This is a genomic window from Nonomuraea sp. NPDC048901 (assembly GCF_040649695.1).
Classification (GTDB): Bacteria; Actinomycetota; Actinomycetes; order Streptosporangiales; family Streptosporangiaceae; genus Nonomuraea.
The window spans coordinates 61356-78835 of record NZ_JBEZFW010000034.1 but is presented as its reverse complement, the minus strand read 5'-3'; the positions used below and the strand labels follow the sequence as shown (position 1 = coordinate 78835).

The 17480-nt window shown below is 69.7% G+C and carries 9 protein-coding genes; 6 read left to right on the top strand and 3 right to left on the bottom strand.

The window, feature by feature from the left end:
• The 5 genes from AB0C30_RS56300 to AB0C30_RS56280 form a co-directional block, all read left to right on the top strand.
• On the top strand, window positions 1-800 hold an 800-nt coding region (locus tag AB0C30_RS56300; protein WP_357960828.1), incomplete at its 5' end, for a ricin-type beta-trefoil lectin domain protein.
• A 667-nt stretch (window positions 801-1467) separates the two neighbouring features.
• Complete coding sequence (locus tag AB0C30_RS56295; RefSeq protein WP_357960825.1) at window positions 1468-4242, top strand: beta-L-arabinofuranosidase domain-containing protein; 2775 nt, start codon at window positions 1468-1470, stop codon at window positions 4240-4242.
• Window positions 4239-5969: a family 43 glycosylhydrolase gene (locus AB0C30_RS56290; protein WP_357960822.1), complete on the top strand. Its 1731-nt coding sequence runs from the start codon at window positions 4239-4241 to the stop codon at window positions 5967-5969. The genes AB0C30_RS56295 and AB0C30_RS56290 overlap by 4 nt, the downstream gene beginning before the upstream one ends.
• 103 nt (window positions 5970-6072) lie before the next feature.
• Window positions 6073-7497: a non-reducing end alpha-L-arabinofuranosidase family hydrolase gene (locus AB0C30_RS56285; protein WP_357960841.1), complete on the top strand. Its 1425-nt coding sequence runs from the start codon at window positions 6073-6075 to the stop codon at window positions 7495-7497.
• 326 nt (window positions 7498-7823) lie between these two features.
• On the top strand, window positions 7824-8846 hold the full coding sequence (locus AB0C30_RS56280) for a LacI family DNA-binding transcriptional regulator (RefSeq protein ID WP_357960819.1): 1023 nt from the start codon (window positions 7824-7826) through the stop codon (window positions 8844-8846).
• A gap of 211 nt (window positions 8847-9057) precedes the next feature.
• On the opposite strand, the gene AB0C30_RS56275 is transcribed toward AB0C30_RS56280, so the two are convergent.
• A complete protein-coding gene (locus AB0C30_RS56275) occupies window positions 9058-10311 on the bottom strand; it encodes a hypothetical protein (RefSeq protein WP_357960816.1) in 1254 nt (417 codons plus the stop codon).
• 269 nt (window positions 10312-10580) lie between these two features.
• The gene (locus AB0C30_RS56270) at window positions 10581-11804 is read right to left on the bottom strand and encodes a GNAT family N-acetyltransferase (protein WP_357960813.1); all 1224 of its coding nucleotides are present in this window, start codon (window positions 11802-11804) and stop codon (window positions 10581-10583) included.
• 67 nt (window positions 11805-11871) lie between these two features.
• Here AB0C30_RS56270 and AB0C30_RS56265 point away from each other — a divergent pair, with 67 nt between their 5' ends.
• Window positions 11872-14631 carry an AAA family ATPase gene (locus tag AB0C30_RS56265; RefSeq protein WP_357960810.1) on the top strand — a complete coding sequence of 920 codons (2760 nt, stop codon included), beginning with the start codon at window positions 11872-11874 and terminating at the stop codon, window positions 14629-14631.
• Window positions 14632-14705: 74 nt separating this feature from the next.
• Here the strand turns inward: AB0C30_RS56265 and AB0C30_RS56260 are convergent, their stop codons facing one another.
• Window positions 14706-17459 carry a LuxR C-terminal-related transcriptional regulator gene (locus AB0C30_RS56260; RefSeq protein WP_357960807.1) on the bottom strand — a complete coding sequence of 918 codons (2754 nt, stop codon included), beginning with the start codon at window positions 17457-17459 and terminating at the stop codon, window positions 14706-14708.
• Between the last annotated feature and the right edge of the window lie 21 nt (window positions 17460-17480).

Sequence of the window (17480 nt, the reverse complement as noted above, 5' to 3'; positions counted from 1 at the left end):
CCTGGGCCAAGACGCAGGGCGTCTACAACATGGTCAAGGACTTCAAGGCCCGCGGCGTGCCGATCGACTGCGTCGGCCTGCAGTCGCACTTCAACGGCAACAGCCCCTACAACAGCAACTACCGCACCACCATCTCCAGCTTCGCCGCCCTCGGGGTGGACGTGCAGATCACCGAGCTGGACATCCAGGGCGGCTCGGCCACCACGTACGCCAACGTCGTCAACGACTGCCTGGCGGTGCCGCGTTGTGCCGGCATCTCGGTCTGGGGGGTTCGCGACAGCGACTCCTGGCTCGGCGCCAACGCCACCCCGCTGCTCTTCGACGGCAACGGCAACAAGAAGGCCGCCTACACCTCGGTGCTCAACGCGCTCAACGGCGGCGGCACGACGCCGCCGCCCGGCGGAGGCGACGCGGGGCAGATCAAGAGCACGGCCTCCGGCCGCTGCGTGGACGTGCCCAGCTCCAGCACCACCGACGGCACCGCGGTGCAGCTGTGGGACTGCAACAGTCAGAGCAACCAGCAGTGGACGCAGACCTCAGCAGGCTTATTGACGGTGTACGGCAACAAGTGCCTGGATGCCGGGGGCACGGGCAACGGCGCCAAGATCCAGATCTACTCCTGCTGGGGTGGCGACAACCAGAAGTGGCGCGTCAACTCCGACGGCACGATCGTGGGCGTGCAGTCCGGGCTGTGCCTTGACGCCGTCGGCGGCGGCACCGGAAACGGCACAGGGCTGCAGCTGTACAGCTGCTGGGGCGGCAGCAACCAGAAGTGGACCTACAACGCGGGCACCGCGTGAGCTTCACCGACTGCTCGCCCTGGCGCCTGGTGACCTGGACCAGCTTCACCTGCTGACCGCACTCCCGATGCGATCCTCCCCCGGCCCCGGCGAAGGGGCCGAGGGGGGTGAGCCACGCCCGTCGTGGACCGCAGACCCAAGCGGCCCCTCGATCCGGCCCGTGGAGCATGTCGGAGTCCCGGCACTCACATCTGGGCCACGCCACCAAGAGAGCAAGTTAACTTGTGATCCGTGGCAGATTACCTTGAACTTCTATGAAACTTTCACATGCACGAGCAGTTCGGCGTGATCTCCTCGGAGGCAAAACTCCAGACGGGAAAGCGTTCTGACGGCAACATCCAGGGCGGCAGGGGGTACCCGTCGTTGACGCCGGGCGGGACCGTCGGATGTACTCCGCGACAACGTACTCAACGGAGCAGCCCGTACAGCTCGACAAGATCAATGTTAGCGCTAACAGCTTCGAGCTGTTTGCAATCTAGTCAAGGAGCCCTGGATGTCCCCCCGCACCAGCTTCTGGGTGATCGCATGAGCGAACTGTTAACGCTAACGCGGCGTTCGCGAGCAGCGTCTCCGCCCATCAGCCAGGGCGGCCTCTCCGAGGGCCTAACCCGATGAACCCGTGACCGGCGGCGGCCGGTCACCACCCCCCATCTGCGAGGAGCTCCGCATGTCCTTGAGCCGCCGTCAGCTCTTTCAGGCCGCAGGCGCGACCGCCGCACTCTCGGCCGCAAACCAGGTAGCCGGCGCATCCCCCGCTCTGGCCGCACTCTCGGCCGCAGACCAGATAGCCGGCGCATCCCCCGCTCTGGCCGCACTCCCCTGGGCCAGATCCGACATCGGCGTCTCGGCCTACGAGTTCGACCTCGGCCAGGTCCGGCTGGCCCCCGGCCGCCTGCTGGACAACCAGAACCGCACCCTCAACTACCTGCGCTTCGTCGATGTCGACCGGCTCCTGTACGTCTTCAGGGCCAACCACCGGCTGTCCACCAACGGCGCGGCGGCCAACGGCGGCTGGGACGCGCCGAGCTTCCCGTTCCGATCCCACATGCAGGGTCATTTCCTGACGGCGTGGGCGCAGGCCTACGCCGTGCTCGGCGACACCACCTGCCGGGACAAGGCCACCTACATGGTGGCCGAACTGGCCAAATGCCAGGCGAACAACGGCGCCGCCGGGTTCACCAGCGGCTACCTGTCCGGCTTCCCCGAGTCCGACATCACCGCTGTGGAGAACCGCACCCTGACCAACGGCAACGTGCCCTACTACTGCATCCACAAGACCCTGGCGGGGCTGCTGGACGTGTGGCGGCTGATCGGCAACACCCAGGCCCGGACCGTGCTGCTGGCCCTGGCAGGGTGGGTGGACGCCCGCACGTCGCGACTCGGCTCAAGCCAGATGCAGGCCATGCTCGGCACCGAGTTTGGCGGCATGAACGCCGTGCTGACGGACCTGTACCAGATGACGGGCGACTCCCGCTGGCTGACCACGGCCCAGCGGTTCGACCACGCGGCCGTGTTCAACCCGCTGGCCGCGAACCAGGACCAGCTCAACGGGTTGCACGCCAACACCCAGGTGCCCAAGTGGGTCGGGGCGACCCGCGAGTACAAGGCGACGGGCACGACCCGCTACCGCGACATCGCCGCCAACGCCTGGTTCATCACCGTCGGAGCGCACACATACGCGAACGGTTCCAACAGCCAGGCCGAGCACTTCCGCGCCCCCAACGCGATAGCCGCCCACCTGACCAGGGACACCGGCGAGGCGTGCAACACCTACAACATGCTCAAGCTGACCCGGGAGCTGTGGCTGCTGTCGCCGACCCGGGCCGACTACTTCGACTACTACGAAAACGCCCTGCTCAACCACTTGATCGGGCAGCAGAACCCGGCTGAGGCACGCGGGCACGTCACCTACTTCACCCCGCTCAACCCGGGCGGACGCCGGGGCGTCGGCCCAGCCTGGGGCGGCGGCACCTGGAGCACGGACTACAACTCCTTCTGGTGCTGCCAGGGCACCGGCCTCGAGACCAACACCAAACTGATGGACTCGATCTACTTCCACAACGGCACCACCCTGTTCGTGAACCTGTTCACGTCCTCCACGCTCGACTGGAGCCAGCGCGGCATCACGGTCGGCCAGACCACCTCCTATCCGGTCGGCGACACCACGTCGCTGCAGGTCACCGGCGATGTGAGCGGATCGTGGACGATGCGCATCCGTATCCCGGCCTGGACCCAGGGCGCGACGATCAGCGTCAACGGGGTCCAGCAGAACATCACCACCACGCCGGGCACCTACGCCGACCTCACCCGCTCGTGGGCGTCGGGCGACACGGTGACCGTGCGGCTGCCCATGCGGGTGGTCATGAAGGCCGCCAACGACAACCCGGGCGTGCAAGCCGTCACCTACGGCCCGGTCGTGTTGTCGGGCGACTACGGCGACACGAGCCTGTCGTCGGCCCCGGCGCTGACCCCCTCCTCGATCACCCGTACCAGCACCACCTCTCTGGCCTTCACCGCCACGGCCGACGGCGCGTCGGTGCAGTTGGGGCCGTTCTACGACGCGCACGACCACAACTACGTCGTCTACTGGAGCACCGGCGGTCAGGGCGGTACCGGCACGGCCGGCTTCCGGCTGGTCAACGCGGCCAGCGGGCTGGCCCTCGGCATCCAGAACATGTCCACCGCCGACGGCGGCCTGGCCCTCCAGTGGACCGACAACGGCACCGCCGACCACGACTGGGTCCCGGTCGTCGAAGGCAGTGCCCTGCGCTTCCGCAACGGGCACAGCGGCAAGGTGCTCGGCGTCGAGAACATGTCGACCGCGGACAATGCCCGGGTGCTCCAGTGGGGTGACACCGGCACCGCCGACCACCGCTGGACGATCATCGACGTCGGCGACGGCTCCGTCAAGATCCGCAACGTCCACAGCTCCAAGCTGCTCGGCATCCAGAACGGCTCGACCGCGAACGGCGCCCAGGTGGTCCAGGACTCCGACAACGGCAGCCCGGACAACCAGTGGCGGTTCGTGCCGAACGGCGCGCGGCGTATCCAGAACGCAGGCACCGGGATGGTGCTCGGCGTCACCGGCATGTCCACGGCCGACGGCGCGGTCGTCGTCCAGTGGGGCGACACCGGCACCACCGACCAGCTGTGGACGGCGATCGTCGACACCGGCGGCTACCTGCGGCTGCTCAACTCCAACAGCCAGAAGGTGCTGGGCGTGGAGAACCTGGGCACCGCCTCCGGGTCGCGCGTCGTGCAGTGGGCCGACAGCGGCACCGCCGACCACCGCTGGCGGCTGCGTTACGGGTCGGGCGCCGCCTTCCGCATCCAGTGCGCCAACGGCGGCCGGGTCCTCGGCCTCGGCGGGACGTCCCAGGGCGCGCAGATCGTGCTCGCCGACGACAACGGCTCGAACACCAACCTCTGGAGGTTCCTGTGAGGCGCGTGCTCGCGGTGCTCTCGTCTCTGCTTCTCGTGGGCGTGTTACTCACGCCCCAGGCGTCGGCCGCGACGGTCGACACCAGCACGGGGTACGGGCTGGTCAACCGCAACAGCAACAAGGCCCTGGAAGTCCAGAACGCCGCCACCGCCGACATCGTCCAATATGACGACTGGGGTGGCAACAACCAGCAATGGCAACTCGTCCCGGTCAGCAGCGACCCGAATCCGGGCGGCACCTACACCAATCCGGTCGTCTGGCAGGACTTCGCCGACGGCGACATCATCCGGGTCGGCGACGCCTACTACTACTCGGCCTCGACGATGCACTACTCGCCGGGCGCGCCGATCCTGCGCTCCTACAACCTGGTCGACTGGGAGTACGCCGGGCATTCGGTCCCGAGGCTCGACTTCAACTCGAGCGCCTACGACCTCAACGGCGGCCGGGCGTACGTGAAGGGCATCTGGGCCTCGACCCTGAACTACCGGCCCAGTAACAGCACCTACTACTGGATCGGCTGCGTCGAGTTCAACCGGACCTACGTCTACACCGCCTCAGCCGTCGACGGCACGTGGACCAAGCGCTCGCAGATCAACAACTGCTACTACGACGCCGGCCTGCTGATCGACGCCAACGACACCATGTACGTCGCCTACGGCAACGGCACCATCAACGTGGCCCAGCTCTCGCCCGACGGGCTCAGCCAGGTGCGCGCTCAGCAGGTGTTCCAGACCCCGAGCAACGTCGGCACCCTGGAAGGCTCCCGCTTCTACAAGCGGAACGGCTACTACTACATCTGGCTGACCCGCCCGGCCAACGGCCAGTACGTGCTCCGCTCCACCTCGCCGTGGGGCCCGTACGAAATGCGGCAGGTCCTGCTCAACATGCCCGGCCCCATCTCCGGCGGCGGCGTCCCCCACCAGGGCGGGCTCGTCCAGACCCAGAACGGCGCCTGGTACTACATGTCGTTCGTCGACGCCTACCCCGGCGGCCGGGTCCCGGCGCTCGCGCCGATCGCCTGGATGAATGACTGGCCGACCGTGCAGACCGTCAACGGCGGTTGGGGCGTCAACTACCCGATGCCGAACATCCAGACCAGCCGGACCGTGGCGCCCATGATCGGCCCTGACACCTTCACCTCAGGCAGCCTCGGCCACCGCTGGGAGTGGAACCACAACCCCGACACCAGCCGCTTCTCCACCGGCAACGGCCTGCGCCTGCAGACCGCGACCGTCACCGGCGACCTCTACAACGCCCGTAACACCCTGACCCACCGCATCCAGGGTCCGTCCTCGACGGCGACGATCGAGCTCGACTACTCGCAGATGGCCAACGGCGACCGCGCCGGGCTGGCCATGCTGCGCGACCAGTCGGCCTGGATCGGCGTCAAACGCGACAACGGCGTCAACCGGGTCGTGATGACCAACGGGCTGACCATGAACAGTTCGTGGCAGACCACCGGCACCGGTGCTGAGGCGGCAGGCGCGAACATCTCGGGTGGCCGGCTCTGGTTGCGGGTCAACGCGGACATCCGGCCCGGCTCTGGCAGGCAGGCCCGCTTCTCCTACAGCACCGACGGCAGCAACTTCGTGAGCCTCGGCCCGGCCTTCACGTTGAACAACGCCTGGCAGTTCTTCATGGGCTACCGCTTCGGGATCTTCAACTACGCCACCCAGTCCCTCGGCGGAGCGGTGACCGTGCGCCGCTTCGACCTCACCACCCCCTGAGGCAACGCGTCGACACAGGAAGGCACCAACCAGCGATGGCAACTCGTGCAAGTCGGATAAATCGGAGCACATCATGAGATTCAGATCCCTATCCGTTCTCGCGATGGTGGCCACCTTATTGGCGAGCCTGTTCGTCGCCCTTCAGGCTCAGTCCGCCAACGCGGCCACCGTCGACACCAATGCCTGGTACGTCCTGGTCAACCGCAACAGCGGCAAGGCACTCGACGTCTACAACCTGTCCACCGCCGACGGCGGCCGCATCACCCAATGGACCAGGAACAACCAGAACCAGCAGCAATGGCAGTTCGTCGACTCCGGCGGCGGCTACTACCGCATCAAGTCCCGCCACTCCGGCAAAGTCCTGGACGTCTACAACTTCTCCACCGCCAACGGCGGTGCCATCGTCCAGTGGACCGACGGCAACGGCTCCAACCAGCAATGGAGCCTCGCCGACTCCACCGGGGGTTACGTACGGCTGATCAACCGCAACAGCAACAAGGCCCTGGAGGTCCAGGGCGCCTCCACCGCCGACGGCGCGAACATCGTCCAGTACGACGACTGGGGCGGCGACAACCAGCAATGGCAACTCGTCCGGGTCGACGGCGGCGGCAACCCCGGTCCGTGCGATCTTCCGTCGACATACCGCTGGACATCGACGGGCCCGCTGGCGAACCCGAAGTCGGGATGGGTCTCGCTCAAGGACTTCACCGTCGCCCCCTACAACGGCAGGCATCTCGTCTACGCCACCACGCACGACACGGGGACGAAGTGGGGTTCGATGAACTTCAGCCCCTTCACCAACTGGTCCGACATGGCCTCGGCCGGCCAGAACACGATGTCCTCTTCCACGGTCGCACCCACACTCTTCTACTTCGCCCCGAAGAACATCTGGGTGCTCGCCTACCAGTGGGGCGGGACCGCCTTCTCCTACCGGACCTCCAGCGACCCCACCAATCCGAATGGCTGGTCATCCCAGCAGGTGCTCTTCTCCGGCAGCATCTCCGGCTCCGGAACAGGACCCATCGACCAGACACTCATCGGTGACAGCACCAACATGTACCTGTTCTTCGCCGGCGACAACGGCAAGATCTACCGGGCCGGCATGCCCATCGGGAACTTCCCGGGCAGCTTCGGTACCACATCGACAGTGGTCATGAGCGACACGACGAACAACCTGTTCGAAGCCGTTCAGGTCTACCAGCTCCAGGGCCAGAACCGATACCTCATGCTCGTCGAGGCGATCGGCGCGCAGGGCCGCTACTTCCGCTCGTTCACCGCCACCAGCCTGAACGGTTCATGGACACCGCAGGCCGCCACCGAGAGCAACCCCTTCGCCGGCAAGGCCAACAGCGGCGCCACCTGGACCAACGACATCAGCCACGGCGAGCTGGTCCGTGCCAGCGCCGATCAGACCTTTACCGTTGATCCCTGCAACCTGCAGTTGCTCTACCAGGGACGCAACCCCAACTCCGGCGGCGACTACGGCCTCCTGCCCTACCGGCCGGGTCTGCTGACGCTGCAGCGCTGATGGCGTGACACGAGTCCGGCTCGGAGCCGGCGCGGCAGGGTCGCCTGCTCGTGCCCTTCCGCGAGACGGCCCTCCGGCTCGGCACACTGTTTCGGGGCGGACCGGCGATCCGGGCCGCCCCTCCGTCAACGGCAGGCTTCGACCCGCGCATCCAGACCATCATCAGCTTCGAGGGCACGCCCAGCTCCTCGTAGACGAAGATCTTCATCGGCGCGCTGCTGCTCGTCTTCATCCTCCTGCAGAGCCCATGACCCGGTGGCCTAGAAGCTTTGATCTTGGCAAGCCGGCACTGCCGGCCTGCCCGCACTCCGTGACAAACTGCCGCCATGCCCACGGAGTCGTCTCCTCTCACCATCGCTCAGCTCGCCGAGCTGGCCGGAGTTTCCACCGCGACGGTCTCCAAGGTAGTGAACGGCCGTTCCGCGGTGTCGTCCGAAACCCGCGCCGCCGTGGAGGAGCTCATCCGCCGGCACGGCTACCGCCGCCAGCGCCGCCGCTCCACGCCGGCAGCCCTGGTGGATCTCGTCTTTCACGCTCTGGAGGGCGACTATCCCGTCGAGATCACCAAAGGCGTGGCGGAGGTCGCGCGAGAGCACGACCTCATGGTCGGGATATCGGACCTGCGCCGTGACCACACCGCCGGAGGCGCCTGGCTGGAGGGCGTGCTGCGGCGCCGTCCGATCGGTGTGATCGCGGTGTTCTCCGGCCTGACCGAAACCCAGCACGAACAACTCGCCCGCCGCGAGATCCCGCTGGTCCTGCTGGACCCGGCCGACGATCCCGCGCGGCACATCCCATCGGTCGGCGCCGGCAACTGGACCGGCGGCCTCACGGCCACCCGCCACCTCCTGGAGCTCGGGCATCGCCGCATCGCCATCATCGCGGGGCCCGACTCCGCACTGTCCAGCCGGGCCCGTCTCGACGGCTACCGCACCGCCCTCGACATGGCCGGCGTGCCCGTCGACCCGGCGCTGATCGGCCGGGGGGACTTCTTCATCGAGGGCGGTATGGCCGAAGCGCACCACCTGCTGCGCCTGCCCGACCGGCCGACCGCGTTCTTCGCCACGAACGACGGCCAGGCCATCGGCGTCTACCACGCGGCCCATCAGCTCGGCCTGCGCATCCCGGATGATCTCAGCGTGATCGGCTTCGATGACATGCCATCGGCGCGGTGGGCCATTCCACCGCTGACCACCATCCGCCAGCCCCTCACCAAGATGGCCGCCGCGGCAGCCTCGATGCTGCTGACGTTGGCCCATGGCGAGCAGCTGCCACAGAGCCGCGTCGAGCTGGCCACCGAACTCGTCGTACGGGAGAGCACCGCGCCTCCCGCACTCCCGTCCGCCTGAGCCGAAACGCGTCCTCGACCGTCGGCCGCCGCGCACAGCGAGCACGACAGACGGCCCCTGCCCTCTACGGCCGAACTCGCAGCAACACCCAGCCGTGCGCCTGCGCCGACGGCAGCTCGGGCGGCGCCGTCCCCGCCACGCTGCCCGGGCCGATCGCTTGCCCCCGCGGCACGTCCGGCTCCAGACAGCCGGACGCGAAGCTGAGGAGACGTCAGGAGATGGTGAGCGTGCCGTCCGCGTTACGGGCGCACGTGACGATCGTGCGGGGCGCCGCGGCGGAAGCGCCGGTCAGGCACTGGCCGAGGACCGTCTGGCCCGCGGCGTTGGGGTGCCACGACTCCTGGCAGGTCTGGAAGTAGGTGACGCAGGTGTTCGCCGCCCGCTGGATGCCGATCTTGTCCCAGCCGGACAGGCTGGTGATGAACGTGCCGGACGGCCCGTCCTGTACCCGGACCGGCGTCGCCAGCGCACCCGCCGGGCTGTCGGGGTTCTCGCAGAGCCTGGCCCCGTCGAAAGCCCTCTGGACGTCCAGTACGCGCAGGTCGGCCGCCGGGCGTTCGGCTGCCAGCGTGGCATACGCGTTCTCGACCAGGGAGCCGAGGTTCTCGGAGAACACGTGCCCGGGGGCGAGGCTCGCACGGTGGATCGGGCACCCGGCGGCGTAGCGCTCGGCGCCGAGCGCGCGGAACTTGTCGCGGGTGTCGGTGCGGCCGTCCTCGTCGTAGTATTCCGGAGCGATGTCGGGCGGCAGCGGGTTGGTGTAGGTCTGCAGAATCACCTGGTGGGTGCCGTCGGCGTCGATCTGGTCGAGGGTGTCGAGGATCTGGCGCAGGCCCACGGTGGTCTCGGTGGTGGCGGCGGCGACCTCGGTGTCGGTGGCCAGGTCCGAGGCAGTGCAGGGTCTCTGCGGCACCTCGCCCTTCAGATAGGCCCAGAACTCCCACCAGCCTGTCCAGGCGTCGGCGATGAAGCGGTTGGCGCACAGCGTGGCCACGTCGCCGAAGGTGAAGTAGCTGTTGTTGGAGCCGAGGCCGACGAGGACGACGTCGATGTCGTGCGTCTGGGCGAGGGCGCGCAGCTGATCGAGTTGCGAGGCGACGGCGCGGCCCTCGGCCCGGGCGCTTGAGGGGGTGGCGATGTCGGCGGGCTGGGCGCCGGAGCACGCGAGGTTGAAACGTTGCTGAATGCCCGGGAGCGACGCCGTGAACACCGAGGCGTTCGCCGACCGGTGACAGAAGTAGGCGTTGCTGTTGGGCGCCGACCAGCCGGGGAAGGCCTGTGCCGTACCGGAGGCGTCGACGACGGGCTGGTAGTCCCCCGCGCCCTCCCCGCTGACGAAGCTGTCGCCGAGCGCGACGGCGGCGGTGGGCAGAGCCGCCTGCGCCGGTCCACTCTGCACGACCTGGATGCCCGCCGCGCTCACCAGGAGCATGACAGCTGCGGCGGCACGCTGGAGGAACCTCATAGCCACCTTATTTCCTACTAAATAAGTACGAAATACGCATGTGTGGATCACAACATGCCGCACCAGCGGCGTCAACAGGCCCGCCTCCGACAAGAGCATCCTCACCGCCGGTCCGGGCATGCTCTACGGCTAGCGCGTCATGCGCCGGCCGGTGACACCTATCGAGCCGACTCATAATCCGTGGACGGTTCGCAGGTCGTTGAGGTCGGCCACATCCCGGTGAGGCTGGTGTTGCGGTGTCGGTGGGAAGCTTCATGGTTGTCTGCGCATCAGAAGGCCGGGAAGGCCCAGCCCGAGGGATGGAACGGCTCGCGTTCGCCACGGAAGGCGAGGGAGGCGGCGGTGACCGCGCCGCCGCGCAGTTCCTCGACTCGGCCGACGGCCGCCAGGGACGACAGGGTGGTGCCGCCCAAGTAGGCCGCACCCAGTTCGGCGGAGGTCAGCCGCAGGTCGGCCCGGGCTCGGGTGCGTTCGCAGGTGACGGACTCGCCGTCGGCCCCCAGGTGGTAGCGTCCCGCGTTCCACGGGCAGAACGTGTCCTGGACCTCCAGAACCAGGTCCAGCGGGGTCGAGTAGCGGCGTCCCGCCAGCGCCCGGTCGACGTCCGCCAGGCGGACCCAGAGGTTGTCGATCACGGTGGCGCGGGTCGCACGCGGGTCGGTCAGCAGGTGCTTCAGCGGCTCGTCGATGGCGCCGTCGTAGCTGAGGTGGGTGTGAGCGTCGAGGTCGATGAGGAAGCGCCACAGGGCGGCGTACGACTGCCTGGTGGTGGCCGCGACCTCGATGACGTGCGCCAATCCCGGCTTGGAGCGGTAGAAGGCGTAGCCGCTGGCCTCGCCGCCGGGCTCCAGGTGGACGGCGTAGCGCAGTGCTGTCCCACCGTCGCGAACGCGCTCGCCGTCGGCCAGCCGGGCCTGCCAGAACTTCTCCGTGCGGTCGACCCAGCCGACTGCCGTACGGCGGGCGGTGTCGTAGATCTTCTCCAGCAGCGGCCGCGCCTTCTGACCGTCGAGCAGGCGGATCGTTCCGTCGCCGAAGTCGGTGCCGGGCCGCAGGGCCATGAACCTTTTGTCCGCCTGGATCTCGGCCACATGGCTGGCGACGCCGTACCCGAAGCGGCCGTAGATGGTGGCCTCGGCGGCGTTGAGCGCGGCGATCGGCTCGCCACCCGATTCATGCAGGTCGGTGAGCTGCTTGCGCATCATCGCGGTGAGGATGCCGCGCCGCCGGTGCGTGGGCAGGACCGCGACCAGCGTGACGCCGGCGACAGGTGTGGCCGCGCCGGGGATCGTCATGATGCGGCCGTAGATCGACGCGCCGCCGACGATCTCCTCCCCGTCGTAGGCGGCGATCGTGCGTTCGGGCTCGATGGAAGAGGCGGCGTTCCTGAGGCCGCCCTCGTACCAGTCCTGGCCGTAGGTCGTGGTGACCATGCGAGCCCACGAGTCGAGCTCATGGGCGCCGATGGTTCGCAGCGGGTAGGTGGCTGTCATGCTTCGAGCGTGGCCGGATAAACACACATGACGCATCGGGTGATCTGTGTATTTATATGCTGGCGCCGTGGTGGCGGAGCGCGTGGTCAGTCCGGTGTTCGTCGGCCGGGGCGAGGAGTTGTCGGCGCTGGCGGCGGCCTTCGACATGGCTGTGGAGCAAGGGCCGGCGGTGGCGCTGGTGGCCGGGGAGGCCGGGATCGGCAAGTCGCGGCTGCTCGCCGAGTTCGCGCGGTCCCTGGGTCCGGAGGTACGGGTGGTCGAGGGCGCCTGCGCGGAACTGGGCAGTGACGGCCTGCCGTACGCGCCGTTCGTGACAGTGCTGCGCAGGCTGATCCGGGTCGAAGGCGTCCTGCCAGGGCCCTACCGCCAGATCGCCCGCTGGTTCCCCGAGCTCGGCGAGGCGGGTGACGCGGAAGGCGGTAGACACCGGCTGTACGAGGAGGTCCTGACGCTGGTCGAGCGGGTGGCCGCGGATCGGCCGGTCGTCGTCTCGATCGAGGACCTGCACTGGGCGGACGCCGCTACCCGCGAGCTGCTCGGTTTCCTGGCCAGGAACCTGGCGCAGGCCGGCGTGCTCCTGGTGATCACCTACCGGCTGCCGGGGCACGGCGACGGACTGCTCGGGCCGCTGCTGTCCGAGGTCTCCCGCCGCCCGCGCACCACCACGCTGCGGCTGGATCGCCTGGATCGGCAGGAGGTGGGCCGCCAGCTGGCCGCGATCCTCGGCGCGGAGCCGGACGCGGCCACCGTACACCGCGTGCACGAACGCAGCGACGGCAATCCGCTGTTCGTCGAGGCGCTCGCCCGTGCCGGTGAGCGGACCCCGGACAGCCTGCGCGACCTGCTGCTGTATGGCCCGCGGTCGCTGCCGGGCCCGGCTCGCGAGCTGTTGCGCATCGCTTCGGTGGCGGGCGGCCGGATCGGCCACCGGCTGCTGGCGCGGGTGGCCGGGCAGGACGGAGCCGAGCTGGACGTCCTGCTGCGGGAACTGGTCGATCGCGGCCTGCTCGTCACGGCAGGCGACGGATACGACTTTCGCCATGCCCTGATCCGGCAGGCGGTGTATGAGGATCTGCTGCCCGGCGAGCGGGCGCGCCTGCACGCGCGCTACGCCGCGGCCCTGAGCGACTGGGGCGCCCACGCGGAACTGGCCGCGCACGCCTACGCCGCCGGGGATCGCGAGCTGGCCCTGTCCGCCGCTTACCTGGCCGCGGGCCAGGCACGCGGGTCCTACGCCTACGAGGAGCAGGTCCGCATGCTCGACCAGGTCCTCGAACTGTGGGACCCGGAGGCACGGCTGGGCGCCGACAGGATCGACGTCCTGACCGGCGCGGCCGAGGCGTGCATGCTCAGCGGCGACTACGCCCGCGGTATCGACTACGCCACCGCCGGGCTGGCCGCGGTGGATGAGCGGCGTGAGCCCGAGCGGGCCGCCCAGCTGCTGGAGCATCGGGGCAGGCTGCGGCACCGGCTGAACGCGACCGGCGTTCGCGACTGGCAACGAGCACTGAGCCTGCTCCCTGCCGACCCCCACAGTCTCCAGCGGGGGCGGCTGCTCGGGGTGCTGGCCATGGGCCTGCTGCCGGAGGTGGACAAGGCTCGCGAGCCGTTCGAGGAGGCGCTCGGCATCGGCCGGCGCACTGGCGATCCCATGGTCACCGTCCGCGGACTGCTGGGCGTCGGGTCCATGACGGGCGACCTCGGGATGCTGGCGCAGGCCCGTACGCTCGCCGAACGGCTCGACAGCCACGACCTGTTCATGACCGTCCCGATGTACGAGGCCACGTTGCACACCAAGGCCGGCGACCAGCGGCGCGCCATCGAGGCGGCCTGTGGCGGCATCCGCCACGCCCGCCGGTACGGACTGGGCCGCAGCCGTGGCGCGGAGCTCGCTCGCTACGCCGGGCGCGGCCTGATCCTCGCCGGGCGGTGGGACGAGGCGGCCGCCGTGCTGGCCGAGAGCCTGCGGGAGGATCCGCCACCGCTGTCGCGGCAGGCTGTGCGCGCCCTGGCCGGCTACCTGTCGCTGCTGCGCGGGGACCTGGCCGCGGCGGCCGACGCGGCGGCCGGCGTGGAGCACGCCGACAGCGGAACCCTGTTCCCCCGCCATCAGCTGCTCTGCCTGCTCGCCGTCGCCCAGGGCGACCTTGTGCGTGCCGATCTGCTCCTGAGCCGGGCGCTGGCCGATCCGGCGCTCTTCCGGATCTACAGCAGCGACGCCCGGCCGGTCCTGGTCGCCGGCGCCCTGGCGCAGCGCGTACGGCTCGCCCAGGGCACCGGTGAGGACCTACGGCAGCGGGTCGCGGCACGGCAGGCCGAACTCGCCGCGGCTGATGCGGCGCTCGGCGTGGACGGGCCGCTCGACCGGGCCTGGCAGATCATGCTGCACGCGCTGATCGAGGACGAGGGCTGGGACCCCGTGGCGGCTGCCTGGCGGGAACTGGGCCAGCCGTACGAGCTGGCGCTGAGCCTGTTCCACGGCGCGCGAGCCGCACTGGCCGCGGGTGACCGGCCCGGCGCAACGGCCCGCCTCAGGGAAGCCGCGCAACTGGCCGAAGACCTGGGCGCCGCGCCGCTTGCTCGGGAGATCGCCCTGCTCGGGCGGCCCCGACCAGCCCAGGACGGGCTCACCGAGCGCGAGCGTGACGTGCTCCGGTTGATCGCCGAGGGTCTGAGCAACCGGCAGATCGCCGCCCGGCTGCACATCTCACCGAGTACCGCCGGCGTGCACGTCTCCCATATCCTGACGAAACTGGGCGCGGCCAGCCGCACCGAGGCGGCGGTCATCGCCTTCCATGACGGACTGGCGAGGCCCGCCACCACCTAGTGGGCGGTGCCGGCAATCCTTTTGAAGCACAGCAGCTCGGCCCGCTTCCACATCGACGCGGCGGTGCTCTCACGCTAGATCACTCCGCCCGTGGCGTTGAGCCCCGTGGCCCTTTCTGGCGTGTTTCGGCCGCCTCCCGAATCCCGATCGTCGGTGAATGACGCCACTCCGGCGAGTTCGGTGCGGTTGGCGACACCGAGCTTGGCGTAGATATGGGAGAGGTGGGTCTTGACGGTGCTTCGGCTCATGAAGAGTCGTGCTCCGATCTGCGGGTTGTTGAGGCCGGTGGCGGCCAGCCGTGCCACGCTCAGCTCGGTCGGGGTGAGGCTGTCCCAACCGGCGGCCGGCCGGTCGCGGGTACCCCGGCTACGGCGGACGTAAGCGACCGCGTCGTCGAGGGACAGCTCGGCGCCCGCCGCCCATGCCGTCGCGAACTGTTCACCGAGCGTCTGCCTGAGCCGGGCGAGCAGTTCGTCGTACTCACGTCGTTCGGCCACGCGCCGTGGATATCCCAGGGCCGCGCGTGCCGTGGTGCTCGCGGCCAGCGTCCGCACCGCGTTCGGCGGGGCCAGCCAGGCGGCGATCGCGTCCAGGCTGTCCACCCAGAACGTGCGCAGTCCGTGGGCGACGCGAATGGTCAGCGCCTCGTGATGCAGGTCGGGGTCACCGGTGAGAAGGGCCTGTTGCTGCAGCACGTCCGCGAGAACGCGTGGCATGCCGAGTTCGCCGGCGATGGCCGCCGCTCGGTCGAGCTCGCCGCGGGCGTCTTCGTACCGGCCGGCGCGCCGTAGGGCCTCTGCGTAGCCGGCGTGCACCTGCGCCGCGAGGTAGGTCGGCGCGACGTGCTCGGCCTGGCGCACATCGTGCTCGAACCAGCGCAGCGCCCCATCGAGATCGCCGCCGGCCATCAGCACTTGTGCGAGTGCCGCCCCCATGCCGGGCACGAAGACGGCTGCTTCGGCGTTCTCCATGAGCAGGAGCAGGGGCCGCATCGCCTCCAGCGCCGCGCTCACGTCTCCGGACGCGGTGTGCGCCGCGGCCAGGGCACCGCGTGCCATACCGACGCGCAGGTAGTCGCCGAGCGGCTCGGCGAGTTCGAGCGACTGCTCGGCCAGGCGGCGGGCCTCGGCCGGCCGGCCGCTCGCGAGCGCTCCGCTCGACAGGTACGCCAGCGTGGTCGACGCTATCCCGCGGTGACGGTGGCGCAGGCCGTCGAGTGCCGCCTCCAGCAGCGGGCGGGCCTCGTCGTGCCGGTCCTGCAGCTGTCTGATCATGCCCTGCAGCGCCAGCTGAGAATGCTTGAACAACTGGTCGCCCGCGAGGTCGGCGGAGCGGATCGCCTCGACGGTCAGGTCCCAGGCGGCGGTGAAGTCGGTGTAGAACCGGCCGACCGCCGCCAGGGAAAGGCACTGGCCGCGCAGGCTCTCGTCACCGTGGGCGGTGGCCAGTTCGAGCGCCTGCCGTGCCACGTCGTATTCCATGTCCAGCGGGCTCGTGGTGTCCGCGACCAGCGCTAACCCGGTGAGCAGCCGCGCCTGCAGCAGCGATCGGTCCGTCGGCACGCGGTCGATGGCGCGGCGCAGGAACGCGATGCCCTCGTGCCCGTGCCGATGCAAATGCCACAACCACGACAGCTCGGCGGCGAGGCGGCGTCCCCTGTCGGGATCGGTGGCGGCCAGCCCCCATTCCAGGGCGGCGCGCAGGTTGTCGTACTCACCCTCGAGCCGGGCGCGCCAGGCGTCGAGATTGGCGGCCCGCTCGGGCCCGCCGGCACTGAAGGCCAGGAAGTGGCCGAGATGGCGGTCGCGGACGAGGTGGATCTCCCCGGCCTCACGCAGCCGATCGGCGGCGTAGTCGCGGATGGTCTCCAGCAGCAGGAAGCGGGACACGCCGCCGCGGGTCTCCGCGACCACCAGCGACTTGTCCACCAGCCGGCCGATGCCGGCGAGGACGTCGTCGCGAGCGACCACCCCGCCCGCGCAAACCGTCCGTACGGCGTCCAGGTCGAACCCGGAAGGAAACACCGCGAGGCGGCGGAACACCGCACGGTCCGGCTCGTCGAGCAGGTCGTGGCTCCAGGCGATGGACGCCGCCAAGGTCTGCTGGCGCGCGGCGACGCCACGCGGGCCGCGGACGAGCAGGCCGAACCGGTCGTCCAGGCCGCGCTCGATCTGTTGCGGGGTGAGTGAGCCCAACCATGCTGCCGCGAGCTCGATGGCGAGCGGGATGCCGTCGAGCCGGGAGCACAGCACCCGTGCGGCGGCCTCACCCTCCTGGTCCAGGCCGAACAGCTGCCGCACCTGACGGCCCCGCTCGACGAACAGCCGCAACGCCTCGTCCGGGGCCAGCGGTGGCACCCGCCAGACCACCTCGCCCGGCACGGCCAGCGGCTCGCGGCTGGTGATCAGCACCGACAGCTCCGGGCACGACGACAGCAGCGCGCCGGTCAGCTCGGCGGCGCCGTCGATGACGTGCTCGCAGTTGTCCAGGCAGAGCAGCGCGCGGCGGCCGCGCAACTGCGCCGTCATCGACCGTACGGGGCCTTGGAGGGGTTCGACGAGCACGCCGAGCCTCGTCGCGACCAGCTCGGCGAGCCGAGCCTGGTCGCTGACGGCCGCCAGCTCGACCCACCAGACACCGTCCGGCCGGCGCGCGACCTCGGCGGCGGCGACCTGCGCGGCGAGCCGGGTCTTGCCGACGCCGCCGGTGCCGGTCAGCGTCACCAGCCGCCCGGTGTCCAGCAGCGCGCGCACCGCGGCCAGCTCGGACTGCCTGCCTACGAAGGTGGCGAGCTGGACGGGCAGGTCAGGGGGCGTTGCGGACGTCATGGCAGCGCTCAGTCTGCCATC

Bases quoted from the DNA above. Each gene is read 5' to 3' on its own strand.
- AB0C30_RS56270 (WP_357960813.1), bottom strand. From the start codon at position 11,804: ATGACAGCCACCTACCCGCTGCGAACCATCGGCGCCCATGAGCTCGAC.
- AB0C30_RS56285 (WP_357960841.1), top strand. From the start codon at position 6,073: ATGGTGGCCACCTTATTGGCGAGCCTGTTCGTCGCCCTTCAGGCTCAG.
- AB0C30_RS56295 (WP_357960825.1), top strand. From the start codon at position 1,468: ATGTCCTTGAGCCGCCGTCAGCTCTTTCAGGCCGCAGGCGCGACCGCC.
- AB0C30_RS56275 (WP_357960816.1), bottom strand. From the start codon at position 10,311: ATGAGGTTCCTCCAGCGTGCCGCCGCAGCTGTCATGCTCCTGGTGAGC.
- AB0C30_RS56260 (WP_357960807.1), bottom strand. From the start codon at position 17,459: ATGACGTCCGCAACGCCCCCTGACCTGCCCGTCCAGCTCGCCACCTTC.
- AB0C30_RS56280 (WP_357960819.1), top strand. From the start codon at position 7,824: ATGCCCACGGAGTCGTCTCCTCTCACCATCGCTCAGCTCGCCGAGCTG.